Consider the following 26,641-nt stretch of genomic DNA (forward strand, 5'->3'; position numbering starts at 1 on the left):
GCTGTAGAGACGTGCCATGGCGCGTCTCTACTTCATCTAAAGATGACTAAGATCATTTTTCATTAACCCGTTTTAACGGGTTTGAGCTTTTAGCCTGAAATTTATTTCAAGGCTTTTGGGGTTATTAACGCTGATTTTTCGTTGGCTATAATCCTTAAAATTCGTTTAATTTCCCAAAAGTTACACAAGAGGGATTATGTTTTTTCTTGTTAATTATTTCTGCGGATAGCTGCCTCAATTTCTTCTGGATGAGTATCAGCATAAATCCAAGCATTGACTAAATTTTCTGCTTTCAAATGAGGAAAATCTTGTAAGATTCGAGCATCAGAAGCACCATTCCGGCGATAATTGATCAATGACCAAACAGGGATACGAGTGTTAGCAATTCTAGCATCCCCACCGCACACCCCAGGAGTTTTTTCAATTCCTTGCCAAACATTACTTAAACTTTGGACTAGCAATTGAATAGCCTGTGCTTTTTCCGCTAGACTTAAGGCCAGCAGTTGAGGTTCTAAGTCTTTTAGAGTCATGTTACTGCCTCCTTTATAATTAGGGTGGATCTAGTTAAGAGTTTAACATCTAGCTTTCCAAATTCCCGTTTTAGTCTGGGTTTTTCCATAAATATCTGTTTAATTTTTAGTTACAGAACATGAGTCAATTATCAGCAATCAACCTCGGTCGTAAAATTAACTCTCGATGGGTTTGGCGTGGGGTAAATTTAGCTTTATCCCCTGGCGTTTGTTTAGGTTTAGTGGGGGCGACAGGAACCGGAAAAACACTCTTATTAAGAACATTAGCGGGGTTAGATCCTATTGATAAGGGTGAAATTAAACTGGGAAATCGCCCTTTAAACCAATGTTATATGCCTCAATATCGTTCTTTTGTGATTTATCTTCATCAACGTCCTATTCTATTAGAAGGAACTGTCGAAACCAACTTAAAAAGCGTTTATAACCTATCAATTCATCGTCAAAAATCTTACAATTCTCAACGAGTAGAAAACTGGTTTTTAGACCTAGGGCGATCGCCTAATTTTCTCCAACAATCGGCTCAAAATTTGTCGGGGGGTGAAACTCAACTGGTTGCTTTAATTCGCGCCTTACAACTTGATCCGTTAGTGTTATTATTAGATGAACCAACGGCATCTTTAGACCCCAGAACAACTGAACAAGTCGAGTCCTTAATTCAACGCTGGTTAACTGAAAACCCTGAACGCGCTTGTATTTGGACAAGCCATGATTCTAAACAATTGCATCGAGTAACTCAAGTTCAACAAGAATTAGTTTCTGTTCATTAATTATATTTCATTTTTTTCTAAAATGTCTAGTTCTTATATTCCAATTAGTTTAGAACAATTAGCCTTATCAGTTTTATTTATTCTGATTAATATTGTCCTATCGTTAGGACTCCAATTAGGTCTAGCGCGAACCTTAGTAATTGCTAGTCTGCGAATGGTGGTGCAGTTATTATTAATTGGATATGTCTTAAATTGGTTGTTTACCTTATCCCATCCTGTCCCGATTATTGCCTTAGCATTGCTGATGACCACTATCGCCGGAATTTCCAGTGTAAATCGCACCTCTCGCAGATTTGCAGGAATTTATTGGCGGAGTTTATTATCGGTTTTTATCTCCTCATTTTTGATTACCAATTTAACAACCCTTGGTATTATTCAGGTTCAACCTTGGTATGATCCGCAATACTTTATTCCCCTCTTAGGAATGGTATTAGGAAATACCTTGACAGGAATTTCTTTAGGATTAGATCGATTCATGGAATCTTTAGTTAATCAACGTCAAAAAATTGAAACCTTATTAGCTTTAGGAGCCACTCGTTGGGAAGCAACCCATGAAGAAGTTCAAGCGGCAGTTAGAACCGGAATGATCCCGATGATTAATTCAATGATGGTGATGGGAATTGTCAGTTTACCGGGTATGATGACGGGGCAAATTTTAGCAGGAGCGAGTCCGTTAGATGCAGTACGATATCAGATTATTATTATCTTTGCGATCGCCTCAGCAACAGCATTAGGAACCTTGGGAGTTGTGTTATTAGCATGGCTTTCTCTGCTAAATTCTTCTCATCAAATTTGTTTAGATCGCTTAATCAAACAAGACATTTACTGATTTAATCTACGCCTTAAGATAGTTTTTTTTAGGGAATTAAACCTCATTATTTATCTCTAATGATAGAGGAAAAATTGCTTTATATATTATTAGATAGAGTGAAAGTTTTTCCAGTTTATAAAACCTTGCAACCCTATCTTAGGAATCATTATGAATACCCTCAAAACCCGCGATGTAAATCAATTACGCCTGTTGATAGTCGCAGATAATATATCGCGGAAAATGGGGGGTGAAGCCGGAAAAAATCTGTATTATTTGCAACTTTTGCAGGAACGGAATGTTGATGTGCATATTATTTGTCATGCACGAGTCCGCGAAGAACTTCAGGAGGAGTTGACAAAAGCAGAGTTTAAAAAAATCCGATTTATTGAAGATAGTCCTTTGCAAAGTAATCTTTGGAAAATAACTCAACACTTACCTCCTCGTATTCAAGTGGGAATGATAGAACAATTGATCCGCCTGAATACTCAACTTCGAGCTAGAAAACTAGCCAAGCAAATCATTCAAGAACACAAGATTAACCTAGTATTTGAACCCTCTCCGATTACCCCAAAAGGCATTAGTTGCCTCTACGATTTAGGTGTACCTGTTGTGATTGGGCCCTTATCAGGAGGATTAGATTTTCCTCCAGCCTTTCAATACATGGATGGGTCAAAAACCCGGACAACAGTTGAGCTTATCAAAGAGTATTCTGAGTTTATTCATCAATTATTGCCAGGAAAACTAAAAGCTGATACTATCATTGTAGCCAATTCCCAAACTAAAGCTGCTTTACCAAAAGGTTGCAAAGGCAAAATTTATGAAGTCATTGAATGTGGAGTGGATTTAGAGATTTGGCAACCTAAAATCTATACTCAGCCTGATCCGAATCAACCGATTCGCTTTATTTATACGGGACGATTTGTAGATTGGAAAGGAGTAGAATTTTTACTCGAAGCCTTTAAAATTGTATCCGAACAAACCTCTGCTGTTTTAGAATTGGTTGGAGATGGAATATTACGACCCCAATTACAAGCCCAAGTTGAACAATTAAACCTTCAAAATAAGGTTCATTTTCACGGTTGGATGAAACGGGAACAGATGGCTACTTTTATCCGTGAGTGTGATATTTTTGTATTGCCTGCGGTACGAGAAGCGGGAGGAAATGTCGTATTAGAAGCGATGGCATCTGCGTTACCTGTTATTGTTGCCAATTGGGCTGGGCCAGCTAAAACAGTACACTCCAGTTGTGGAATTCTCGTAGACCCCTGTTCTAAAGCCGGGTTTATTCAAGGGTTAGCCGATGGGATGCTGCGGTTAGCCAACTCCCCCGAATTGCGGTTTCAAATGGGTCAAGCCGGAATAAAACGGGTGAAACAGCATTATTTTGATTGGGATGCAAAATGCGATCGCATTTTAGAAATATTCCAAGAAACCCTTCATGATTATGGTGCTGTCAGTGAGCAGATCACCCCATTACAACCTACATACAGACCTAAAATTTCTTCAGCGACTTAAGCATTCCCTTGTGAGATGAAATCCTGAAATTAATGCTAGAAAAGGGAACAGGGAACAGGGAACAGGGAACAGGGAAGAGGGAACAGAGGGGAAAAGAAAATAGGGAATAGGAAAAAGTTATTAGCCACCATAGCAATTATGTGTAGCAAACGGGGATAAATGTTAAGAATTTGAGATGATGTCAGTGCGATCAGCATCACCTCAAATTTCTATTCGTTTTAAGTAAAACAATTTCATCCCCAAGAGAAACTATAATAAACCGTCCATTTCTAAGTCTTCAATAATTTGTAATCCTCGCGGATCACCGACTCTTAATAGAGAGGATTTAGCATCATCTTTAACCCCCATATCTGCATCTTCTTCCAACGCTTCAATTAAGGCATCAATCGCCACAGCATAAACGACATTGGAAGGCAGTTCTCGACATAATTGTCCTAACGCCCAAGCACAATTACTTCTAACCGCCGCGATGGGGTCTTGACGCAAAGCTTCAATCATGGGGGGAATGGCTCGGATCACAATCTCATAACCGACTTTCGCCATTTGACCAAGAGAACTTGCCGCCCACAAGCGTACCGCCGGAATATCAGTTTTTAGGGCATCTAGTAAGGGTTCTAAGGCTCTGCGATCGCCACAGGTTCCCAAGGCCCAAACAATTCCTTTACGGACATAACCATTCCAGTCGCGGTTGAGTTGTTCAATTAAAGCTTCAACGGCTTGAGAATTAGAGTTGCGCCCTAAAGCATAGGCGACACTCACCCGCACCAGGGGGCAAGCATCCTGTAATAAATTAATCAAATCAGGAATAGCACGCCCGTCCTGAATTTCGCAAAATGCCCGTGCTGCGATCATCCGCCCTTGGGATTCCGGTGATTTTAACAACAGCAACATTTCCTCTGGATCTGGTTTGGCCACTTCGCCATCATCCAATTGATCCAAAGGACTCTCTAACGGGTCTTGGGTATTGATTACGCTCAGTTCTTCATCCTCCATATCATTAATTTACAACAATTTGTAATCGTTGATGCAATTACTCGCAAGGGAGGGGATCACCAGAGCGCAAAGAAGGTCACAACCCAATCACTCACTCTTAATACGGCTTCAAAGCATCTTCTGCATCAATAAAGATTGAGGTTGATAGCCGAGTTTTTTATAGAGGTTGAGGGCGGGTTGGTTATTCATAAACACTTGCAGGCTAATTTTGCGATCGCCTCGTTGCAGTGCCCACTCTTCCCCTCGCAACACTAACGCCGAACCAATTCCCTGTTTGCGGTGTTCTGGAGCCACATACAATAGAAAAATATGGGCTGTGCGTTCTCCATCTGCTTGATCAATGGCATTCCCTAACCATAAACACCCCACAGGTTCGGAGATTGAACCATCAGGATGTAATTGCTCTACCCACCATAAGGGGGCTTGAGGAGAGAAATACTGCTCAACGGTTTGGGTCAGATGACTTAAATCCTGGTTAGGGAACTGTTCCTTATAGGTACGATAGACAAACTTCAGCAATAATGCCCGATCCAACCGTGATCCTTGACGCAGACTATAACCGGGAATTAGAACCTCAGACACGGGGATTATTAACAGAAGATTGAGTCAATATCGGAGAACCTAGAATGGTACTGATGGGTGCAGGAGCCATCATATCTTCTGGGAGGAAAATTCTCGCACTGACGACAAACAGAGCAAAGAGAAATATTAAAACAACAATCAACGGGGCAATATATTGACGAAAGAAAGCCATATTTAGGATCACTCTGAGAAAACGGATAAACGGTATAGAAGAGATTATTAGGTAGAGATGTAAAATATTTCGTCTCTACCCAGTGTTATCGAAACTTAAACTAACGCGGATATTTTTCCATTAACCCTCGAACTTGTTCTGCGTGGTAGGAACTCCGAGTTAAGGGAGACGCAACAACTTGCAGAAACCCGATAGACTCGCCAAACTCTCGCCAAGCCTTAAATTGTTCTGGTGGAATAAACTCCACTAGGGGCAAATGTTTAGGACTCGGTTGTAGGTATTGACCCAAGGTTAAGATATCACAATCAACAGTCCGTAAGTCCTGCATGGTTTCTCGAACCTCTGCATCGGTTTCACCCAGTCCCACCATAATTCCTGATTTGGTATAAACCTCTGGGGTGAGTTGTCGCGATCGCTTTAATAATTCCAAACTACGTTGATAATCTCCTTGAGGACGAACTCGACGATACAGCCGTTTAATCGTTTCGGTATTATGGTTGAGAACTTCCGGCTTCGCTTGTAAAATCAGTTCCAAAGCGTCCCAATTGCCACACAAATCAGGAATTAACACTTCAATGGTGGTTTGGGGAGATACAGCACGCACTTCTTCAATACACCGGACAAATTGAGACGCACCGCCATCGCTTAGGTCATCCCGGTTAACAGACGTGATCACCACATGATTCAGGTTCATGCGTCGTACTGCTTCCGCTAATCGTTCCGGTTCTGTCGGGTCAAGGGGTTGGGGTTTTTTCTCAAAATCAATATCACAGTAGGGACAGGCACGGGTACAAGCTGGCCCCATAATTAAAAATGTGGCAGTTCCGGCGTTGAAGCATTCTCCAATATTAGGACAGGAGGCTTCTTCACAAACGGTGTTTAAGCCGAGATCCCGCAAAATTCCTTTAACGTTTCCAACGCGCTCCCATTGAGGGGCCTTAACTCGCAACCAGTCTGGCTTGACAACCACGCGCTACCTTTTCCTAATTAACTTACATCTTTATTGATCATTTTAGACGTTTTTCTGTGTGGATATTAAAAACCCCCTGGTGGAATCCAGAGGGTGTTGGTTTATTATTGATTATTTAACAATCTCTTTAAGGAGGGCATCGAATAGCATTTCAGCTACTTTGGATATTAAAGAAGCCCTAGCCTTGCTCCGGTGTTTGCCCTTTGAGATTTTTAGTTCCAGGTATCCCCGCAGCTTTTGACCGAGTTCAGTTCCAAGGAACGGTGAGCGGTTTCGTTCAATGACTCGCAGTGACCATAGGAATAGTTGCTCCCGACAAAGTGCTGAACCTGCCCGCCGGAATTTTTTCTGGTCGCCGGAATCCTCTTCCTTGAAAACTTTACGGTAGCTGTCGAATTCCGGTTGCAGCAGGATGCTTTCTAATTCAATCTCAAGTTTCTTGGCAGCATCCATATAATGACAAAAATGATTTGGAAGTCTTGCTCAACCTCCCGAATATTACGGTGTTCAGTTGCCAAGAAAAAGAAGGTTTTGTTATTCTTAAGTTAGAACTATTAAAGGAATTACACCATTCGTTATGAAGAATATATCTATGTTACTGTAGTAAGTGATTTATCAAATGGTTCGTTATTAGAAGTCATTAATTCTCATAAAAGTTCAGAGATTATCGAATGGTGAAACCCTTACAAATTTCCGGTAACAGCTTGTACTTGTGTAGGATTGATGGCATTCAAGGGAGAACTTAACTGAATTGATAATCCTTCCCGCGCGATTAAACTATTGGGAAACTGTTCGGCAACTTGTTCGCCAATTTTATCCATAAAATCATCATTATGAAGCGGATCATGATGAAAAATGACTAACCGTTTTACCTTGGCGGCTTTAGCGATTTTAACAGCTTCTTGCCAAGTGGAATGTCCCCAACCTACCTTACTGGTTTTTTCGGCATGATATTCTTCATCCGTGTAGGTAGCATCGTAAATTAAAACATCAGCATTCCGAGCTAAAAATAATACATTTTCATCTAAGTGATCGGGAAAATGTTCTGTATCCGAGACATAAGCGGCTGAATAGTTTCGCCAGTTAACTCGATACCCCACCGCTTCACCTGGATGGTTTAATAACGCTGTTTCGACGGTAATTTCATTACTAATATTAATCGAATTGCCTACCGAAATATCGACAAATTTTAAGTCGGCTCCCATAATTTGTAACGGAACGGGAAAATTAGGATGGAGCATTTGATCATTTAAACGATGCTGCACCGTTGAACCATCGGGAGCAATTGTACCATAGATATAAAACGTATTAATTTTAATAAAAGCCGGAACAAAAAAGGGAAATCCTTGGATATGATCCCAATGATAATGAGTAAAAAATAAATGGGCAGTAACCGGCATTTGAGCCAGGAGGGATTGTCCCAGGACTCGTAACCCCGTACCTCCATCAAAAATCAATCGTTCCGTACCCACTCGCATTTCGATACAGGGCGTATTTCCGCCATAGCGCACGGTCTCCGAACCCGGACACGCGATGCTCCCTCTTACTCCCCAAAAATGAACCGTGAATTGGTTTTGTAGATTAGACATAGGTGTTATTACTCGTTGGAGTTAGGCGGTTGAGTGGGTTAGGTTGATTCGGATTAAGTTTTGGTGGAAAAACTTAATTGAAAGCCTCAAAGTTAAGATCCATCCTATCTTAACCGAGGTTGATCTTGTATCAATCCGAAATGATGCGACAGAATGACATAAACTATCGTTAATACCACTCTAATTTTAGATCAAATTTGAGATCACATAATACAATACTTTGGTTTGGATGTTCAGTATGGATAAAGTCAGTAAAACTCTTGATCATCTTCAGCTAATTCGGATTAGCCTATCAACTCAGAGTCAACACGTCCTGCATCAAGTCCAAAGGCTATTATATTCTAGGAATCGGACGGTTATTCCGTCTGAGCATTTTTCCCTGACACCCCCCTTGCAATTCACTCGTCTTGTTAAACCTTGGAAGCGGTTAGGCCAACGTCGGTCTGAACGCTTGAAAACTTGGTTATTCCTGCTAATAGGTTTCGGGATTTGGGGATGGTGGAATAGTAAACTTTTATTTTCAACGGCTTTGGCTGTGGGGGTAATGGCTTGGGTTTACCATCTGCGGGAACTTCCGATTAATTTCCAGGGGTGGAACTGGTATCGACGGTTGGAACCTTCTCAGCGTCAGTTGTTCTTGACGGTTGGTAGTGGGGTCAGTTCTTGTATTTTCTTCTATATTTCTCTATCCCTTTGGACAAGTGCTGAAAGTCCTGAAATGGCTTTAAGTCTAATCGGACAAAATTTAGGGATTTTGGGAATTTTAAGCTTGATTTTGTGGCAATGGTATCAACAAAAATATAATAACGTTCAATCTCAACTGAACCAATGGTTGGGAGATTTAACTCAAGATAATCCCCTGAAACGCTTGATTGCTGTGCATCAAATCACTGATTCCTTTCAGCATTCTCCCCAACGTTCAGGAAATCGACAATTATTATTAGAGGCGCAACGGTGGCAACCTTTACCGACTCTTCAGTCCTTTCAAGGCATTAATCAAACTCATATTGTTGAGTATTTTCAATTAATGTTATACCAAGAAAATGAACCCCTTGTGCGTGAAGCGTTATTAGCAGGGTTACAAATTTTGGAACCCGAAAACCACCGAAGGGATTTTGAGGAATTAAGGGTTAGAATTTCACCTGAAGATGATGTAAAATCAATTGACCATCAAAGGTTTCAAAGATAATTTTGTTAATATTTAATTCGCTTAATTCTAATTGAGCATTAGGGAAATTTAGGGAATCGGTATTGAGATGAGGAGAGACGTTCATCCGGGTTTCTGCTACTTTGTTACCTTCGGCATCATAGGCGAATAAAACGGTAGCGTGAGAACTGGTAATCAGTCCCAAGACTTGCTGAATGGGATATTTAAAGTTAATTTCTAAGACTCCCCCTTTGGGTGCGCCCATAATAACTGTTGTGGCAGGTTTTAAGACAAAAGCGGGATTAGAGGGTTGTAAAGCGATCGCATTATGAAACGTAATTCCCCAATGTTGGAATTGATTTTCAACAACTTCAAAACAATTTAATTCTTCTAAAGCTAATCGAATTTCGGTTGAGGCTTTAACGGTAAATTCTGGATCGATATTTTGGTCTTCTCGTTGAGGATAAACAATAATTTCAGATGAATTAGATTCGCAATCCATAGAAGTTTCTAACTCTAAGGATTGAATAAAATCAACAGCCGGAAAGTCTTCGTCTACCATAAAGTTTTTCATAGTTACCCACAACCAAATAATTGATAGAACAGGGTTATTGAACCATTCTGGTGTCAAACTGCTATCTTTTGGGGGAGTACAACTGGATTGACAGACTGAGATCCTTAAATCAGTTGCCCTTAAAAGATGGGTTTAACCCATGAGGGGTGTCACCCCTCATTATAAACCAGCCCAGACTGTTTGCAAACCCAGATTTAGGATTAACTAGATCCTACAAAGGCTTGGAGGGGAAATCAGGAAAAGAGCAGGGGGAGAAGGGGAGAGGGGGACAAGGGGACAAGGGGACAAGGGGACAAGGGGACAAGGGGACAAGGGGAGAGGGGGAGGGGGAAAAGAGGAGGAGGGGGGAAAGAATCACTGCTGTATTCTGTTTCACCCGACATTCAACGCCGTAATTATTGCAGAGGTCAATTATGTTTGAACCGAATGGATTTGGTCAGCGTTCAATGGTGACATCTTTAGGCAGAATGGTGTATTACACCGCCGAGGGTTCACCTTGGAATTTGAATGAAGTTTCTGCGACATTACCTCCGTTAGTCTTTTTACATGGATTTGGGGGAGGTTCTTCTGCTTATGAATGGTCAAAAGTTTATCCGGCTTTTGTAGATGAATACCGAATTTTAGCCCCGGATTTAATCGGGTGGGGTCGTTCAGAACATCCGGCAAAAACTTATAAAATTGAGGATTATCTCACGACCATTACTGAGTTTTTAGAACAAACCTGTTCACCTCCAGCTACAGTCATTGCTTCTTCTCTAACGGCAGCATTTACAATTCGAGTCGCCATTCAACGTCCCGACTTGTTCAAATCTTTGATTTTAGTAACTCCTTCAGGATTATCGGATTTTGGAGAAAATTATGGACGCACATTGTTCAGCCAAATTGTGAAAACACCCATTTTAGATCGGATTTTGTATTTTACGGGAATTGCCAATAGTGGCGGAATTCAAAGTTTTCTGCAAAGCCGTCAATTTGCTGAACCCAATCGAATTTATCCCGAAATTGTAGACGCTTATTTAAAATCGGCTCAACAACCCAATGCCGAATACGCAGCTTTGTCTTTTGTGGGGGGTGATTTGTGTTTTGATTTATCATTGTATATGACTCAACTGATTACACCAACAGCTATTCTTTGGGGTGAAAAATCCGCTTTTACCAGTCCCGAAACTGGCCAACGGTTAGCTAACTTAAATCCAACGGCGATTAAAGTTTTTCAAAAAATAGATAATGTTGGATTAACTCCCCATTTAGAACTTCCGGCGGTCACGATTGGGGTGATTCGTCAATGTCTAAAAATCCTTGAACCCCTTTCAACCCCATGAGTAAAATAAAGACATGATCCCAAAGTAACTGTTAAGTTTATGTCTAACGCTGATTATTTCGGTGAACTTCAGTGGCTTCCTGAAGCCAAAGCCAAATTGAAAAATATCCCCTATTTTGTTCGGACTCAAGCTAGACAACGGATTGAACAACTAGCCAGAGAAGCAGAACAAGGTATTGTTACCGCAGAACTTGTGGAACAAGCCCGATTGGAATTTGGCCAATAGGGGGGACGGGGAGATGGGGGGACGGGGAGATGGGGAAAAAGGGAGACGGGGGGACGGGGAGACGGGGAGATGGGGAAATTATTAACTTCTGACTCTTTTCTGTGCACTCCGCACTCCGCACTCTACACTCCGCACTCTTGTCTTGACGGTCAAGTTCCGACGATAAAAATGTCCCGTAACGCTTTAAACTGAAGGGTGACATTTTTATTGTGTTTAAGGTTAATTGCATTAGCGGTGAGAAAAGTCATTATTGCGGGTAACTGGAAGATGTTTAAAACCCAAACAGAAGCTCAAGAGTTTCTGCAAGGGTTTACCAGTCATTTAGATGAAACCTCGGAAGACCGGGAAGTGGTACTTTGTGTACCATTTACCACCTTGGGGATGATGTCCAAAAGTTTACATGGGAGTCGAATTCTCCTCGGTGCTCAAAACATACATTGGGAAGATTCTGGAGCTTACACGGGGGAAATTTCTGGCCCGATGTTACTAGAATTTGGCATCCGCTATGTTGTTGTGGGTCACAGTGAACGACGTCAATATTTTGGCGAAACTGATGAAACGGTAAATTGGCGACTCAGAGCGGCTCAACGTCATGGGTTAACGCCAATTTTATGTGTAGGAGAAACGAAACAACAACGAGATGCTGGAGAAACAGAACGTGTGATTTTCTCTCAGTTGGAAAAGGATTTAATCGGGGTTGATCAAAACAATTTAGTGATTGCTTATGAACCGATTTGGGCAATAGGAACCGGGGATACTTGTGAAACCACAGAAGCTAATCGTGTGATTGGTTTAATTCGCAGTAAATTAATCAATCCTAATGTAACCATTCAATATGGTGGCTCTGTCAAACCGGATAATATTGATGATATTATGGCACAGCCAGAAATTGATGGGGCATTAGTAGGAGGGGCAAGTTTACAACCTGAAAGTTTTGCCCGAATTGTTAATTATCAGTAATCAGTTATCAGTCATCAGTTATCAGTTATCAGTTATCAGTTATCAGTCAAAGCGTTTACCCATTAAATTTATATTTTTCCCATTGCAAGAATGCCTATTCCCCATTTCCTTTTCCCCTCTGTTCCCTGTTCCCTGTTCCCTATTCTCTATTATAAAAATTATGACGGCTGTTCTTAACCCTTTAACCCTTAGAGAAACTTGTTTTCAATGGGGGAAGCGAACTTATATTATGGGGGTTTTGAATATTACCCCAGATAGTTTTAGTGATGGGGGAGATTTTAATAGTTTAGAGATGGCTTTCAACCAAGCGCAAAAAATGGTGGAAGCCGGAGTGGATATCATTGATATTGGCGGACAATCTACTCGACCCGGTGCGGAAACTGTTAGTTTAAAGGAAGAATTAAACCGTGTAATTCCCCTGATTCAAGCGATTAGAAAGAGTTCGGATGAACTGTTAGCTAATATTCCCATTTCTGTTGATACAACTTCCTCCCAAGTTGCTCAAGCAGCCGTTCAAGCCGGAGGAGATCTGATTAATGATATTTCGGGTGCAATGTTTGATCCGAAGATGTTGTCGGTGGTGGCTCAATTAAACGTTCCTATTATTTTAATGCACCTTCGAGGAACACCGAAAACGATGCAAACTTTAACGGATTATCAGGATTTAATCGGAGAATTAAGACAATTTTTAGAAGAACGAATTCAAGCTGCTATTCATCAAGGAATCCCTAGAGATTATATTATCATTGATCCGGGAATTGGTTTTGCTAAAACCGGTGTCCAAAATTTAAAAATATTGAGAAATTTAACCCAGTTGCGATCGCTCGATTGTCCCATTTTAGTGGGAACGTCTCGCAAAAGTTTTATTGGTCATCTTTTAAACCAACCTGACCCGAAACAACGGGTTTGGGGAACGGCGGCAACTTGTGTGGCAGCTATTGGGAATTCTGCGGATATTTTACGAGTTCATGACGTTAAAGAAATGGTAGATGTCAGTCGAGTTGCTGATGCCATTTATCGGGTGAGTCTTGAAAAAGAGTAGGAATTATTATCACAGCAAAAGTAGCTATCTCGGTTAAAATTAAGGTAGATCTGATTTATCAATAAGCCGTATTTAACGTTTAAACTCCATATTTCTATGTCTACTCCTGAAAAGCTTTACGAAGGCAAAGCAAAAATTATCTATGCAACGGATGACCCGGAAATCTTACTCGCCTACTTCAAAGATGATGCCACGGCTTTTAATGCCCAAAAACGTGGGACAATTCGAGGCAAAGGGGAAATTAACACCGCTATTTCTAGCCATCTGTTTCAACAGTTAGAAGCTCAAGGCGTTCCCACCCATTATATTGATTGTCCTGCACCTAATGAAATGCGGGTGAAACGGGTAAACATTGTTCCAGTAGAAGTCATTGTTCGGAATATAGCGGCGGGAAGTTTATGTAAACAAACTGGAATTGCTGTTGGGACAGTGATTGAACCGCCAATAGTAGAATTTTGCTATAAAAATGATGAATTAGGTGATCCGTTATTAACTCATGAACGCCTGTTATTAATGAAGTTAGCAACGCCAAAGCAATTAGAACAAATCACCCAGTTATCCTTACTAATTAATCAACTTCTCTCTGACTTTTTTAATGAATGTGGGATTACGTTAGTTGATTTTAAATTAGAATTTGGGATGACCTCGGATGGTCAACTGGTACTGGCCGATGAAATTAGTCCTGATACCTGTCGATTATGGGATCAATCGGAAACAGACCCCGACCGTCGAGTTTTGGATAAAGACCGTTTTCGTCGAGATTTAGGAAATGTTGAATCTGCCTATCAACAAGTTCTTAAACGGGTTTTAGAACATACACCCAACTGATCTTAAAAGGGAGAAGAGGAGAGACAGAGTTCGACTAAGATCACGCCAAAGTGTTAACTGTTGACCCCTGACTCCTCTTTTGATCAACAGTTAACACTTAACCATCAACTTCCCTGTTCTTCAGCAATCGCTAATGGGGTTCACTCCTTATTTTTAGTGGCGACAATGCGAATCCGCTTATAGTCCGCAATCCAAGAGCCATTCTTGAATAATTTGGGGCGCAAGCGAGTTTCGATATCAGTAATAATATTTAGTTGTTTAGAAAGGGGAATCCCCTCAAAGAAATTTCCGGCAAACATCTTCAGCCAATTTCTTAACCCTTTGTCTCCATCATTTAATGGAGTTGGACGTTCCATTAATGTTGCTGACTTGAGTTGAAAGCCTTGTGATTCTAAAAGCATTCCATATTCAGCAATACTCGGAAAATACCAAGGATTTAAGGTTTTGTTTTGAGGATATCCAGCCGCATCTAACGCTGCATAAATTGCGGCAATAATGGTATCAATATTCCCTTTGCCTCCAAATTCTGCAACAAAACGCCCGCCGGGTTTTAAGACACGCCAAACCCCATCCACAACTTTTTCAGGTTGTTGAATCCAATGTAAAACTGCATTCGAGAAAACTGCATCAAACTGTTCAGTCCAGGTTAAGTTAGCTCCATCTGCCACTAAAAAATTTAGACCGGGGTAAGTTTGACTAGCGCGTTTAATCATCGTTGAAGCCTTGTCAATTCCGATCACTTCAGCCCCAGTGTTTGTAATTTTATAGCTCAGATGACCTGTGCCACAACCGAGATCAAGAATCTGCTCTCCTATACGGGGATCAAGCAATTCCAATAGATCTACGGCTAAGTTAGAGACAAAGCTATGATGACTGTCGTAGAGTTTTGCATCCCAATGAGGCACAGGAGCCATAGGAGCATAGTTTACGGTCTTAGTGTTCATTAGGCAGTCAGGCAGAATTTGTTTGTCACTTTTTAGTATGCAACATTCTGTTCATGATTTGCTAAAAATTAAGGAAAGTTTAGACTTATTTCAAGAGGGAGAATTTATACTGACCCCCAAAGGTAGATTCTACCGATAAAAGGGTCTTTTGACCTCCTTGGGATGGGAAAATAGGAATCTTTTTATACCGTCTCTGAACCCTTATTTCATCTAGTTAAAGATAGAGATTTACTCAACCCCTTATTTTACTTTTATAAAAGTCTTTAACAGTCTCAGGAAACGGTTATTACCGAGGGGATAGTTTTTTTTAGGGTTAATTAGAATTGACAAAATAAACTCAATATGATAAAGCTTGCTGTTCACAAATTTGAGTTAAACAAATCTGTCGTAAACACATTTTTACTTTACATAGGGGAAACCCTATTAAGCCCTAAGAAGGATGCAATTTTAAAAGGAAATAGTTTGTAGAAGAAATAGGACAAACTGTCATACTGAGATGAACCTCTTGCGTACTGAATGTGAGGATTTTGGCGTTCTCTTGCTAATAGGGCTGATAATATTAAAGCTATAATCTAACTCCATCAAGGTTTTCAGAATTTATTATCCCGACACTTGTACCAGCAGTTACTTTTGATCCTCAGTACCCAGGACAGCTAAATTTATGTTTTTATGGAAATCCCCTCTTATTTCTAAAAGAGTTTCTCGTCCGGTTTTTCTGATCCGTTTTCTTGCCCTGTTTACACTGATCTTGGCAGTGACCCTGTACTCAGGGACACTCACATCCTCTGCCATTACTCAGAATGCCTATTCTCAGGAATTGATCGCCCAGTCTCCAGCACCAACTTCCGATCAACTGCCCCCAAGTGCGTCGCCTCAGATTCCTACCTCAGATACAGCTTTATTGTTTCAAAATGACCGTTATGTGGTGAGAGTATTTCGAGAAGAAAATAAAGCTTATGTCAATATCTATGACAAGGAAAACAAAACCCTAACCCTTAAAAAAATACCTGTTTCTATTACTCTGGCTAAAAACCCTACAAAAGATCCGATTAAATACGTTGCTGTGATCGGTAATCAACAATATATCGTGTTGATTAGTCCGTTGGGTTCTTCAGAGTTAACTATTGTCAAGGGGGGAACAGTGGTCTATCGCCAAGGAAGTAATCAGGTTGAAGTTGCTCAAAAAGTCCCCGGTGTCTCTGACCAAACTGTATCTGTCAATCCCACCGTTGCCCTGATCAAGACAATATTTATTAATTATGCCAAATTAACCCTCTTTGTTCTGATGTTTTCTATGGCAATTCATTGGAAAATTGAGGATGTCGTCTGGATCTGGAAGCAACCGTCTCTCCTGTTGCGATCGCTACTCTCGGTGTTAATTGCAGTGCCATTATTGGGAGCCTTAACCGTATTCATTCCGGGTTTAACCGTGGCACAACGCATTGGTATTGGGGCAATGATAGCCTGTCCCGGTGCGCCCATGATTCCCTTTAAGAGTATAAAAGCTGGGGGACAGCCAAAGTTTATTGCTAGTTTACAGTTTACGGTGTGCGTTCTAGCCATTGTTAGTATCCCCTTAACGGCTGCTATTCTGAGTCAGTTCTATCCGAATCAAGCCTGGTTATCCCCACAAGACATTGCTAACCAAGTGTTGTTTGCTCAGGTGTTACCCATGGGAATCGGCGTTTTACTGGCTCAATATGTACCCCAGTTAGCAGAAGATTGGGTAGAACCCGTCAACAAAATTGCCAAATTGATGCTTTTGCTGGCTCTAATTATCCTGCTCGCCGTCAGCCTAGAAAAAGTTCTCAATGCCGGATTTATTGCTTACTTGGTAATGGGTTTGCTCTCGATTGCTTCGCTGGTCTGTGGTCATGTTTTGGGTGGGCCGAAACCGGAAACAAGAACAGTTCTAGCTTATGCAACCGCAACTCGGAATGCGGGTTTAGCGGTTCTACTGGTTAGCTTGAATTTCCCCAATTTAGATTTTATCAAAAGTGGCATTATCGATACGCTGATTACCTATGCCTTAATTGCTGCGATTGTTTCCATTCCTTATACAGCTTGGCGTAAACGAACAATGGTTAAGAATTAGAGACAATAAAATTAAGCTTCAGTTAAGGGACATTTAATATTTTGTGGTAGCTCCAGAATGTTCTACCCTAGAACATTGGATCTGTATATTTCCAGGAGAAGTGATTATGTCGGGTAGTGAACTAAAAGCTGATTTTTGGGTAAGCGAGTATATCACACCTTGGGATATTTATGTACATGGAATTACCCAAGTATTAGCGTATAAAAAAACCCCGTATCAAGATATGTATGTTGTGGAAACGGGTGCTTATGGAAAAGCCTTGGTTCTCGATGGTAAATGGCAATCTTGTACGGGAGATGAATTTCTCTATCACGAACCCTTAGTTCATGTCGCTTCGGTCTATCACGGTTCTCCCAAAAAAGTTGCGGTTTTGGGGGGAGGAGAAGGGGCAACGATTCGAGAGGTTTTACGTTGGAAAACTATTGAATGTGTTGCCATGATTGACCTGGATGGAGATGTGGTGGAAGCCTGTAAACAACATCTGCCAGAAATGCACCAAAATGCTTTTGATGATCCCCGCACCCAACTGATTATCGGGGATGCGATTGACTTTTTAGAGCAGACTCAGGAAAAATGGGATATTGTGATTTCGGATTTATCCGATCCCATTGAAGAGGGGCCATCCTTCAAATTATTTACCAAAGAATATTTTGAAAAAATTCAGCAAATTTTAACTCCCGATGGTTATGGGGTGATTCAAGCTGGCCCGGTTTCCCCCAATGAAATGAAACTGCACGTTCGTTTGGTGAATACTCTGAAAACGGTATTTCCCCAGGTTCACTCTTATACCAGTTATATTTCCACCTACGGAAGTCCCTGGAGTTTCATTATCGTTTCTAACCAACCGATTAATACCCGTCCTGACCCCGACACGGTGGATCAACTGTTGCAAGACCAAACCATCGGAGGATTACGGATGTTTGATGGGACAACGATGTTAGGAATGTTACAAGTACCCAAACATTTACGCGATGCGATCGCCTCTGAAACAGAAATTTATACTTTAGCTGAACCTCCGAAATTCTTTGGCAAAGGAGCCAATGCTTAATCAATGATACAAGGAAACAGGAGGGCTCTTCTCGTTGTCCTCCTGTCTCCTGATTCTATTGACGAACTTTAACCAAAATCTAGTACAATACACCCTGAACCCTCGGCAAATGTTCTCAGTGAGCTTAGAACCAGGGAGCATCTGTTGTATAAAGTATTTAAGTTGAGTTTTAGTGAACACCCTGAGATAGTGTTTTTTTGAGTGGAAAAATTAGGCAAAATCCGATTAATAAACCCTTCTTGGTGATTGAGGAGTCAAACCTGAATGACAAAATCTAAATTCTTGCGTCCCCACACACTTCTGTTATTAGCGGGATTAATGGGTGTGAGTTTGGTAGGGTTGGGATGGAAACAACAGTTCGCCAAAGCTCAACCGACTGAAGTAGCAACGGGTTTAAACTGGTCAGGAGCATCGTTTCCCGTTGAAAATTTTCAAGAATATACCTCTCCTTTTGGCTATCGGGGGGAAGGGTTTCACTATGGTTTAGATTTGGCAGCCCCTGAAGGCAGTTATATTCGCAATTGGTGGCAAGGAACGGTTGTGGAAGTGTGGCAAGATGGTCGTTGTGGTAACGGGATTGCCATTCAGTCTGGCCAATGGGAACATATTTATTGTCACGTTCAAGGGACTGTGGAAAAAACCAGTCAAGGAACTTATTTTATTGACCGAGAAGGGGGTATTCAACTTTGGGAAGGTCAGCAAGTTCCTTCGGGGACGAGAATTGCCAGAGTGGGAATGACGGGACGGACAACAGGCCCTCACCTTCATTGGGGTGTCAAATATAGTGGCCGTTGGGTTGATCCCGCTCGTGTGTTACGCTCAATGTACAATCAACAAATTCAACAAGCCAGAGGCAGTTAAGGAGATGGTTTCAGGGACTTAGTGAAGTTTTGTAAAAAAATCGCGTTATGTTTGATACAATAAAATTGTGAGATTTGAAAATTTATACCCGCAGGCAGATTAAGAAAACGGCGTTTAGGTTATTCAAATCGCAACAACAACGGTATTTTTGACACTCCCCCGCCAAGCTATGTACTGGGCTGGGGATTCTTTTTTCAGCGAATCAATTTGCTCTGACAAGACGGATTCTACCAAATTTTGGGGTTAGGATGAAGGATCACAACGTATCTCGATCATAAAACCATCGGGGTCATAGAAATAAATGCCACGTCCAGTGGGTCGGGTGACGGGGCCATGATCAATGAGAATAGAATTTGACTGCAAGACTTCTACCGCTTGCTCAAAAAATTCTGCTGGAATATCAAAGGCTAAATGATTCACACGGGTAAACGCTTTTTTGGGATCAGGATCAGGGGGGTTTAAATCCGGTTCAGCAAATAAATCAATGACTGTCCCGTCAGGGGTAATAAAATTAGCGACTTTTCCCGTTTCAACAAGACCTTTTAAGGTACTGGGAACTTCATCCCCAACTAATTCATGTAACCCTAATATTGTACCATAAAAATCGCGAGATTTTTGTAAGTCAACAACATTTAATGCAAGATGATGAACGCGGCGGAGAAGTCCTGGGGGTAAGATTTTGGGGTATAGGGTTGGCGTAGATTCCATGAATTTAATTGAAGGCTACAGTTTGAATTCTACCCATAATTTTTTGAACCCATAAAACGATTTGTCCAATAATATATCTTAAACTTTTAGGAAATTGAACTGCCCAAATATTAATAATTAAACACGTTGTTCCCAAGAGTAATAAAACATAGGTAGGAATCATCACGACACCAATCATAAACCAGGTGAAAACGTGCAGTACCATCAATCCTGAATATAAACTAGCAAACCCAGAAATTAACAAAATTTGAGATGGAGGACGATTTAAACCGATAAAAATTAGGGTTTGTAAGGTAGCCAGTAAATTAAACGGCACTAAAAAAGCACAAATTCCTAAACAGTTATTTCGAGAGAACTCAGCAATTGTTGTGAAATCCATCATGATCAAAACTCTTCTTTTTCTGCTGTTTGAGATCGGGAATTGAATAATTTTTCTGTTTTGGGCTTCTACACTATAGCGTCTTTATTGAATTTGTGAAATATTCTGTTCCTTTTGATTTTACAGAACCGTCACAATTTCTATCAAATGATTGATGAAATGAGTTTTTGGAGATTAATTTCTGTCCTCCTCCTTAATGTCTATGGTTGACTATTTCTTGTTTTTTAAAGCGGTTGTCCAAAAATTGGTAAACATCATTAAGAAACTACCAATAATAATCAATAAAGCAAGTCCAACGGGGATCGCTGTTTCTAAATCTATACTTTCCATTGTCATTGGCTAAATTTATTCAAGAGATACCTTAACACAGATGTTTATTCTTGGGGAAGGTGAAGCTCGTTATTCTCATTTTGGCTATGTACCCGCTTTAGTTCCCCTTTTCAAAGACCTTGAGCAACTTTGGCTTTCTTCTGTTACCATTAAATTTGTTACATATCTTAATCTATAACACCAGTTCCTTAACAAAATTATACGGAGAAGGCAATGACAGAACCACAAAAAGGACAATGGGATGGGGGTCGGTTCCTGAAAACCCTGGCTTATTTTAAGGTTATTCCCTTTATTGGCAATATTAACTGGATACAAAATTTATTAGGGGGAGGGGCAAAAAAACGGCAAGAAAAACCCAATATTATATTAGTCGTGGGTGCCACGGGGGGAGTGGGAAAACGAGTGGTTCAACGGTTACAACAACAAGGCATTAAAGTGCGTTGTTTAGTTCGGGATGCTAAAAGAGGAAGAACAATCTTAGGAAATTCGGTAGAATTAATTGAAGCAGATTTAACCCTTCCTGAAACCTTAACGCCTGCTGTCTTTCAAGATATTAATGGGATTATTTGTTGTAGTGGTACAAAAGTCCAACCCGTTGAAGGAGATACGCCGAACCGCGAAAAATATTATCAGGGAATTAAGTTTTATATGCCGGAAGTGGTTGATGTACCGGAATTAGTGGAATATAAAGGCATTCAAAATTTAATTAATGCAGTACCTAGAACCCTGAGAAATGCTGGGGATAAAATTTTGTTTGATTTTACCCAACCTGCTGAAGATGTTAAGGAAATTTGGGGGGCATTAGATGATATTGTCATGGGGGGTATTAGTGAAAGTTCGTTAAAGTTAACACCAGATGGCGCATTGTTTACAGGATATGTTTCAACAGCGAATTCTGGGGGGTTTGTTTCCGTGCGAACCCGCAATTTTGAACCTCCTTTAAATTTATATGATTATCAAGGGATTGAATTACGGGTTAAAGGCGATGGAAAACGCTATAAATTTATTATTCGCTGTAATGAAGGTTGGGATAGTGTAGGATATTGTTATTCGTTTGATACGGTGTACAATATTCCTATTACCATTCGGATTCCTTTTGATAAATTAATTCCGGTGTTTCGTGCTAAAACTTTAAATGAAGGAAAACCTTTTAATGCCAGTCAGGTATTTTCCTTACAATTAATGTTGAGTAAATTTGAATATGATGGCGCATTAAATCCCAAATTTGAACCCGGACTTTTTCAATTAGAAATTGAATCGATTAAGGCCTACGGTGGAACCGTTTTACCTCGATTTGTTCAGGTGAGCTCGGCGGGGGTAACTCGTCCAGGAAAACCCGGATTAAATTTAGAAGAAGAACCTCCGGCGGTGCGTTTAAATGAACAATTAGGGGGGATTTTAACCTGGAAATTACGGGGAGAAGAGGTGATTCGTTCTAGTGGTATTCCCTATACAATTATTCGTCCCTGTGCATTAACAGAACAACCCGGAGGTTCTGCGTTAATAGTTGACAAAGGAGACACAATTAAAGGACAAGTCAGTCGAGAGGATATTGCTGAATTATGTATCCAAGCTTTAACTCAACCGAAAGCTTGTAATACGACTTTTGAAGTTAAAGCAGAACTGGATAGTCCAGCATCAAAAAATTGGGATGAGTTATTTTCTCAACTTAAATCTGATTAATAGGGAATAGGGAATGAGTTTCAGGATTTGGTAGAGACGCGCCATGGCGCGTCTCTACCACTGTAATGCGTAGCACTTAAAATCAAATTATATTTTGACATGAAGCTAATAAAGATTTAAACTGCTTCTGGAAACCTAATCTCTTGTCTGTTCCGTACTATATGCTAAAGTTTAAATCCGTTTTAACGCCTTATTTATTTTTATTTCCTGCTTTATTAATGCTGACCTTAACCGTATTTTGGCCAGCGTTACAAGCATTTTATTTAAGTTTGTTTAGTTATGACTTACTTACACCGCCAGAATGGGTCGGGTTAAAGAATTTTCAACAGTTATGGACAGATGAGGTATTTTGGGAAACCTTAAAGAATACCTTGCTTTATTTAATCATCGTTGTTCCGATTTTAGTTTTTGCACCCTTGGCTTTAGCGATTTTAGTGAATCAAAAATTACGCGGAATTAATGGCTTTAGAACCGCCTATTATGTTCCGGTCGTGATTTCAATGGTGGTGGCGGGTATTGCGTGGAAATGGTTATATGCAGAAAATGGGTTTTTAAATCAACTTTTAAATGCTATTTCTTTTCCTCCTATTCCTTGGTTAACCAGTCCCCATGTCGCCTTGTTTAGTGTGATGGCGGTGACGATTTGGAAAGGCTTAGGCTATTATATGGTGATTTATTTAGCAGGATTACAAGGAATTCCATTAGAACTGTATGAAGCCGCAACGATTGACGGTTCTGATGGGTTAAAAAAACATTGGGATATTACCTTACCTTTAATGAAACCTTACATGGTTTTAGTGGGGGTCATTTCAGCAATATCCTCAACGAAAGTGTTTGAAGAAGTGTATATTATGACCCAAGGAGGGCCAAGAAATAGTTCTAAAACGATTGTTTATTATTTGTATGAACAAGGCTTCCAACAATTAGAATTTGGTTATGCTTGTACCATTGGATTAATTTTATTTTTAATCGTTTTAGGATTATCAATTTTACGATTAGGGATTGAACGGTTTAGCGAGACTGTTAACAGCAATAGTCCGTTGCTGTAACAGACTCGGTACTCGGTACCCGACAGCCAACACCCGACACCGATTTTAAAGCTTGATGGAACAGTGACAGGGTTCTTGCTGTAATAATTGTTCTCCAGCTTGTTTTAAAGCTATTAATACAGGTTGCAGTTGTCGGCCTTTATCGGTTAAGGAATATTCAACATGAGGGGGTATTTCTGCATAGACCTTCCTTTCAATAATACCATATTTTTCTAATTCTCGGAGGCGAATTGTCAAGGTTTTCGTACTTATTCCGGGTAAAGCCTCTAAAAATTCATGGGTACGACAATTCCTGATTAGTAACTCCCGCAAAATTGAGACTGACCATTTGCTGCTGATGATTTGCACAATATATTGAATCGGGCAAGTATTTTTATTCTGGGAGCTTGCAGAACCGAAATCTGGTTTTTCGAGACAAGGGGTAACATTCATTTGCAACATTTGTTAACATTAATCCCAAGAGCCTTGAGGATTCAATCTTTTTTAAGAATAGCCTATAATTCCCAGATGGCAACTATCTTTTACTTTTGGTAACTATGTGAGCTAAAGGAACCTATATTGAAATCACGATAGAAAGTAGTACGCTTTGAGATAGAGGGAAAACAAACCCTCAGTTGAGACCGAAAGTTCACACCTAGAGAGAAAAAACGGAAAAAAATCTTAAGAACTGCCAAGTTCACCGATTCAAGATTCAGAAGTTCTAAACATTCATATTGAGTATCGAGTGATTTAGAGCCAGTTAACTCAGAATGTACGGGTAAAAATAAATACATTCTGACCTAAGTTTGAACTTAAATAAACAATAAAGATTGACTGAATTCTAACAAAACAGTCATTCCAATTGGAGGAATTTAAAAATGGTTGACGCTTATGCAACGACGGGAACAGTAAATTCAGAAGCCAAAGAAAAAGCTTTTGTACTTTGGTTTGATGAAGTTGGAATTTCTGATATTCCGTTAGTCGGTGGGAAAAACGCATCTTTGGGCGAAATGATTCAAGAACTCACCCGCCAAGGTGTAAATGTTCCCAATGGATTTGCGACTACTGCTTATGCTTATCGTTATTTTATTGAGTCTGCGGGTTTAGAGAAAAAACTACGAGAACTATTTGCAGACCTCGACGTTGAGGATATGCCGAATTTGCGGCAACGCGGCAAACAAGCTCGTTCATTAATCCTTGACACTCCGTTTCCAGCCGACTTAGAAGAAGCGATTACCAGCGCTTATAAAAAACTTTGTGAACGCTACAGTACAGATGGGGATTTTTGCAACCAATTTGGCGAAGAATATAAGGAAGAATGCAAACGTTATGCCAACGATGTAGACGTTGCTGTTCGTTCCTCCGCGACGGCTGAAGACTTACCCGATGCTAGTTTTGCCGGACAACAAGAAACTTATTTAAACGTTTATGGCGAAGAAGGCGTATTAGAATCCTGCCATAAATGCTTTGCTTCGATTTTCACCGACCGGGCAATTTCCTATCGGACGATTAAAGGCTTTGATCATTTTAACGTAGCTCTCTCCGTTGGTGTACAAAAAATGGTGCGGTCTGACCTCGCCAGTTCTGGGGTGATGTTCTCCATTGATACCGAAACCGGATTCAAAAATGCCGCGTTAGTAACAGCCGCCTATGGGTTAGGAGAAAACGTTGTTCAAGGTGCGGTTAACCCCGATGAATATTTCGTGTTCAAACCGACTTTATTACAAGGCTTCCGTCCAATTTTAGAAAAACGCTTAGGAACTAAAGAACTGAAGATGGTCTATGACATCGGCGGTTCTAAACTGACGAAAAACGTCTCTGTTCCTCAATCTGAGCGGGAAAAATATTGTATTAACGACGATGAAATTCTGCAATTAGCGAAGTGGGCTTGTATTATTGAAAACCACTATTCGCAAGTTCGGGGTACTTACACTCCGATGGATATTGAATGGGCAAAAGATGGTATTACCGGACAATTATTCATCGTCCAAGCTCGTCCTGAAACGGTACAATCGCAAAAATCCGGTTCCGTTCTGAAAAACTTCAAACTCAAAGGAACCAGTAACGTGCTGTCACGGGGTCGCGCCGTGGGCGAAATGATTGGTCAAGGGAAAGCGCGAGTGATTTTGGATGTTCATAAAATTGATGAATTCCAAGCGGGTGAAGTGTTAGTCACCAATAAGACTGACCCCGACTGGGAACCGATTATGAAGAAATCCAGCGCTATTGTTACCAACGCTGGGGGACGGACGTGCCACGCCGCCATTATCGCCCGTGAAATGGGAATTCCAGCCATTGTCGGTTGCGGGGATGCCACCTCTGTGATTAAAAACGGACAAGAAATTACCGTTTCCTGTTCCGAAGGAGAAGAAGGTCGCGTTTATGAAGGCTTAGTTCCCTTTGAAGTTCAAGAAACCGTCCTGGATAATCTGCCGAAAACGCGGACGAAAATTTTAATGAACGTCGGGAACCCGGAAGAAGCCTTTGGCTTATCCAGTATTCCTTGCGATGGTGTGGGGTTAGCGCGGCTTGAGTTTATTATTGCCAACCATATTAAAGCCCACCCGTTAGCATTGTTGAAATTTGACCAACTCGAAGACGAATTAGTCAAACGGGAAATTGCCGACCTGACCAAACTTTATCCCAATAAACCCGACTTCTTTGTGGATAAACTGGCTCATGGTATCGGCATGATTGCGGCGGCGTTCTATCCCAATCCTGTGATTGTACGGATGTCCGACTTCAAGAGCAACGAATATGCCAACTTGTTAGGCGGTCGTCAGTTTGAACCGAAAGAAGAAAACCCGATGATTGGCTGGCGGGGTGCGTCTCGTTACTATGACCCCAACTACCGCGAAGCTTATGGGTTAGAATGTGTCGCCCTGAAACGGGTTCGGGACGAAATGGGCTTAACTAACGTGGTTCCGATGATTCCTTTCTGTCGCACTCCCGATGAAGGTCGCAAAGTGTTAGCGGAAATGGAAAAACACGGTCTGAAACGGGGTGAAAATGGGCTGCAAGTCTATGTGATGTGCGAATTGCCCAGTAACGTGATTTTCGCCGATGAATTCGCCCAAGTGTTTGATGGATTCTCCATTGGGTCTAATGACTTAACCCAATTAACGTTAGGGTTAGACCGTGACTCGGCTTTAGTTGCCCATATCTTCGATGAACGCAACGAAGCTGTCCGGCGGATGGTCACGATTGCCATTAAAGCGGCTAAAAAATATGGTCGCAAGATTGGGATTTGTGGTCAAGCCCCCAGCGATTATCCAGAGTTTGCCCGCTTCTTAGTGGAATTGGGAATTGACTCCATGAGTTTGAACCCCGACTCTGTGATTAAAACGATTCTGGATATTGGCAAAATGGAAGAATCTGGCACGTTGTTAGATGAAGTCATGGACGTTGCCAAAGCCAAATAAATAGTCGTAGAGACGTTGTATACAACGTCTCTACAGGGATAGTTTGCTGAATTTTAAGGATTAAAATAATGAGGGTATGGCGATGCTGTACCCTTTATTTATTGGAGTTCGGAATA

General features: G+C 40.9%; 28 protein-coding genes. 15 read left to right on the forward strand and 13 right to left on the reverse strand.

What is annotated here, in order from left to right:
- Positions 1-209: 209 nt before the first annotated feature.
- Entirely contained in the window at positions 210-530 is a 321-nt protein-coding gene (locus PL9214_RS17950; protein WP_072720147.1) for a DUF433 domain-containing protein, read from the reverse strand.
- Positions 531-649: 119 nt separating this feature from the next.
- Here PL9214_RS17950 and PL9214_RS17955 point away from each other — a divergent pair, with 119 nt between their 5' ends.
- From PL9214_RS17955 to PL9214_RS17965, 3 genes are all read left to right on the forward strand, one after another.
- Positions 650-1,297 carry an ABC transporter ATP-binding protein gene (locus PL9214_RS17955; RefSeq protein ID WP_072720148.1) on the forward strand — a complete coding sequence of 216 codons (648 nt, stop codon included), beginning with the start codon at positions 650-652 and terminating at the stop codon, positions 1,295-1,297.
- A 22-nt stretch (positions 1,298-1,319) separates the two neighbouring features.
- Positions 1,320-2,126, forward strand: coding sequence for an ABC transporter permease (locus tag PL9214_RS17960; protein ID WP_072720149.1), 807 nt, complete (start codon positions 1,320-1,322; stop codon positions 2,124-2,126).
- A 150-nt stretch (positions 2,127-2,276) separates the two neighbouring features.
- Positions 2,277-3,623 carry a glycosyltransferase family 4 protein gene (locus PL9214_RS17965; RefSeq protein WP_072720150.1) on the forward strand — a complete coding sequence of 449 codons (1,347 nt, stop codon included), beginning with the start codon at positions 2,277-2,279 and terminating at the stop codon, positions 3,621-3,623.
- Positions 3,624-3,872: 249 nt separating this feature from the next.
- Here the strand turns inward: PL9214_RS17965 and PL9214_RS17970 are convergent, their stop codons facing one another.
- The 6 genes from PL9214_RS17970 to PL9214_RS17995 all read right to left on the reverse strand — a co-directional run bounded on the left by PL9214_RS17970 (position 3,873) and on the right by PL9214_RS17995 (position 7,929).
- Positions 3,873-4,616, reverse strand: a complete 744-nt coding sequence (locus PL9214_RS17970) for a HEAT repeat domain-containing protein (protein WP_072720151.1) — start codon at positions 4,614-4,616, stop codon at positions 3,873-3,875.
- Between the two features lie 108 nt (positions 4,617-4,724).
- Entirely contained in the window at positions 4,725-5,198 is a 474-nt protein-coding gene (locus PL9214_RS17975; protein ID WP_072720152.1) for a GNAT family N-acetyltransferase, read from the reverse strand.
- The gene (locus PL9214_RS17980; protein WP_072720153.1) at positions 5,191-5,370 is read right to left on the reverse strand and encodes a DUF8624 family small hydrophobic protein; all 180 of its coding nucleotides are present in this window, start codon (positions 5,368-5,370) and stop codon (positions 5,191-5,193) included. The genes PL9214_RS17975 and PL9214_RS17980 overlap by 8 nt, the downstream gene beginning before the upstream one ends.
- Positions 5,371-5,470: 100 nt before the next feature.
- A complete protein-coding gene (lipA, locus tag PL9214_RS17985; RefSeq protein WP_072720154.1) occupies positions 5,471-6,340 on the reverse strand; it encodes a lipoyl synthase in 870 nt (289 codons plus the stop codon).
- 111 nt (positions 6,341-6,451) lie between these two features.
- Positions 6,452-6,793: a hypothetical protein gene (locus tag PL9214_RS17990; protein ID WP_072720155.1), complete on the reverse strand. Its 342-nt coding sequence runs from the start codon at positions 6,791-6,793 to the stop codon at positions 6,452-6,454.
- A 230-nt stretch (positions 6,794-7,023) separates the two neighbouring features.
- Positions 7,024-7,929, reverse strand: coding sequence for an MBL fold metallo-hydrolase (locus tag PL9214_RS17995; RefSeq protein WP_072720156.1), 906 nt, complete (start codon positions 7,927-7,929; stop codon positions 7,024-7,026).
- Between the two features lie 238 nt (positions 7,930-8,167).
- Here PL9214_RS17995 and PL9214_RS18000 point away from each other — a divergent pair, with 238 nt between their 5' ends.
- On the forward strand, positions 8,168-9,118 hold the full coding sequence (locus PL9214_RS18000) for a hypothetical protein (RefSeq protein WP_072720157.1): 951 nt from the start codon (positions 8,168-8,170) through the stop codon (positions 9,116-9,118).
- Here the strand turns inward: PL9214_RS18000 and PL9214_RS18005 are convergent.
- Positions 9,060-9,650, reverse strand: coding sequence for a hypothetical protein (locus PL9214_RS18005; protein WP_139295100.1), 591 nt, complete (start codon positions 9,648-9,650; stop codon positions 9,060-9,062). The two genes, PL9214_RS18000 and PL9214_RS18005, sit on opposite strands and share 59 nt — an antisense overlap.
- Before the next feature lie 413 nt (positions 9,651-10,063).
- Here PL9214_RS18005 and PL9214_RS18015 point away from each other — a divergent pair, with 413 nt between their 5' ends.
- From PL9214_RS18015 to purC, 5 genes are all read left to right on the forward strand, one after another.
- Complete coding sequence (locus PL9214_RS18015; RefSeq protein WP_072720160.1) at positions 10,064-10,972, forward strand: alpha/beta fold hydrolase; 909 nt, start codon at positions 10,064-10,066, stop codon at positions 10,970-10,972.
- A gap of 39 nt (positions 10,973-11,011) precedes the next feature.
- Positions 11,012-11,197, forward strand: coding sequence for a PCP reductase family protein (locus PL9214_RS18020; RefSeq protein WP_072720161.1), 186 nt, complete (start codon positions 11,012-11,014; stop codon positions 11,195-11,197).
- Positions 11,198-11,431: 234 nt separating this feature from the next.
- A complete protein-coding gene (tpiA, locus tag PL9214_RS18025) occupies positions 11,432-12,157 on the forward strand; it encodes a triose-phosphate isomerase (RefSeq protein ID WP_072720450.1) in 726 nt (241 codons plus the stop codon).
- 160 nt (positions 12,158-12,317) lie between these two features.
- Positions 12,318-13,199: a dihydropteroate synthase gene (gene folP, locus PL9214_RS18030; protein WP_072720451.1), complete on the forward strand. Its 882-nt coding sequence runs from the start codon at positions 12,318-12,320 to the stop codon at positions 13,197-13,199.
- Positions 13,200-13,295: 96 nt separating this feature from the next.
- The gene (gene purC, locus PL9214_RS18035; RefSeq protein WP_072720162.1) at positions 13,296-14,027 is read left to right on the forward strand and encodes a phosphoribosylaminoimidazolesuccinocarboxamide synthase; all 732 of its coding nucleotides are present in this window, start codon (positions 13,296-13,298) and stop codon (positions 14,025-14,027) included.
- A gap of 140 nt (positions 14,028-14,167) precedes the next feature.
- On the opposite strand, the gene PL9214_RS18040 is transcribed toward purC, so the two are convergent.
- Positions 14,168-14,941 (reverse strand): class I SAM-dependent methyltransferase, encoded by a 774-nt coding sequence (locus PL9214_RS18040; protein ID WP_245824285.1) that lies wholly within the window; start codon positions 14,939-14,941, stop codon positions 14,168-14,170.
- Between the two features lie 784 nt (positions 14,942-15,725).
- On the opposite strand from PL9214_RS18040, the gene PL9214_RS18045 reads away from it, so the two are divergent.
- The 3 genes from PL9214_RS18045 (at position 15,726) to PL9214_RS18055 (ending at position 18,975) form a co-directional block, all read left to right on the forward strand.
- Positions 15,726-17,066 (forward strand): bile acid:sodium symporter family protein, encoded by a 1,341-nt coding sequence (locus PL9214_RS18045; RefSeq protein ID WP_186440396.1) that lies wholly within the window; start codon positions 15,726-15,728, stop codon positions 17,064-17,066.
- 106 nt (positions 17,067-17,172) lie between these two features.
- Positions 17,173-18,114: a spermine/spermidine synthase domain-containing protein gene (locus tag PL9214_RS18050; protein ID WP_072720165.1), complete on the forward strand. Its 942-nt coding sequence runs from the start codon at positions 17,173-17,175 to the stop codon at positions 18,112-18,114.
- Between the two features lie 264 nt (positions 18,115-18,378).
- On the forward strand, positions 18,379-18,975 hold the full coding sequence (locus tag PL9214_RS18055) for a M23 family metallopeptidase (protein ID WP_072720166.1): 597 nt from the start codon (positions 18,379-18,381) through the stop codon (positions 18,973-18,975).
- Positions 18,976-19,218: 243 nt separating this feature from the next.
- On the opposite strand, the gene PL9214_RS18060 is transcribed toward PL9214_RS18055, so the two are convergent.
- The 3 genes from PL9214_RS18060 to PL9214_RS32735 form a co-directional block, all read right to left on the reverse strand.
- Entirely contained in the window at positions 19,219-19,683 is a 465-nt protein-coding gene (locus tag PL9214_RS18060) for a VOC family protein (protein ID WP_072720167.1), read from the reverse strand.
- A gap of 4 nt (positions 19,684-19,687) precedes the next feature.
- Complete coding sequence (locus PL9214_RS18065) at positions 19,688-20,065, reverse strand: hypothetical protein (protein ID WP_083580076.1); 378 nt, start codon at positions 20,063-20,065, stop codon at positions 19,688-19,690.
- Between the two features lie 207 nt (positions 20,066-20,272).
- Positions 20,273-20,398 (reverse strand): hypothetical protein, encoded by a 126-nt coding sequence (locus PL9214_RS32735; RefSeq protein ID WP_281250340.1) that lies wholly within the window; start codon positions 20,396-20,398, stop codon positions 20,273-20,275.
- A gap of 207 nt (positions 20,399-20,605) precedes the next feature.
- Between PL9214_RS32735 and PL9214_RS18070 the strand changes: the two genes are divergently transcribed.
- Both PL9214_RS18070 and PL9214_RS18075 read left to right on the forward strand, forming a co-directional pair.
- On the forward strand, positions 20,606-22,075 hold the full coding sequence (locus PL9214_RS18070; protein ID WP_072720168.1) for a CIA30 family protein: 1,470 nt from the start codon (positions 20,606-20,608) through the stop codon (positions 22,073-22,075).
- 161 nt (positions 22,076-22,236) lie between these two features.
- The gene (locus PL9214_RS18075) at positions 22,237-23,124 is read left to right on the forward strand and encodes a carbohydrate ABC transporter permease (RefSeq protein WP_072720169.1); all 888 of its coding nucleotides are present in this window, start codon (positions 22,237-22,239) and stop codon (positions 23,122-23,124) included.
- A gap of 45 nt (positions 23,125-23,169) precedes the next feature.
- Here PL9214_RS18075 and PL9214_RS18080 read toward each other — a convergent pair whose 3' ends face one another.
- Complete coding sequence (locus PL9214_RS18080) at positions 23,170-23,556, reverse strand: winged helix-turn-helix transcriptional regulator (RefSeq protein WP_072720453.1); 387 nt, start codon at positions 23,554-23,556, stop codon at positions 23,170-23,172.
- A gap of 425 nt (positions 23,557-23,981) precedes the next feature.
- Between PL9214_RS18080 and ppsA the strand changes: the two genes are divergently transcribed.
- Positions 23,982-26,525 (forward strand): phosphoenolpyruvate synthase, encoded by a 2,544-nt coding sequence (gene ppsA / locus PL9214_RS18085; RefSeq protein WP_072720170.1) that lies wholly within the window; start codon positions 23,982-23,984, stop codon positions 26,523-26,525.
- Positions 26,526-26,641 lie beyond the last annotated feature (116 nt).

The sequence above is a fragment of the Planktothrix tepida PCC 9214 genome, from assembly GCF_900009145.1.
GTDB lineage: Bacteria > Cyanobacteriota > Cyanobacteriia > Cyanobacteriales > Microcoleaceae > Planktothrix > Planktothrix tepida.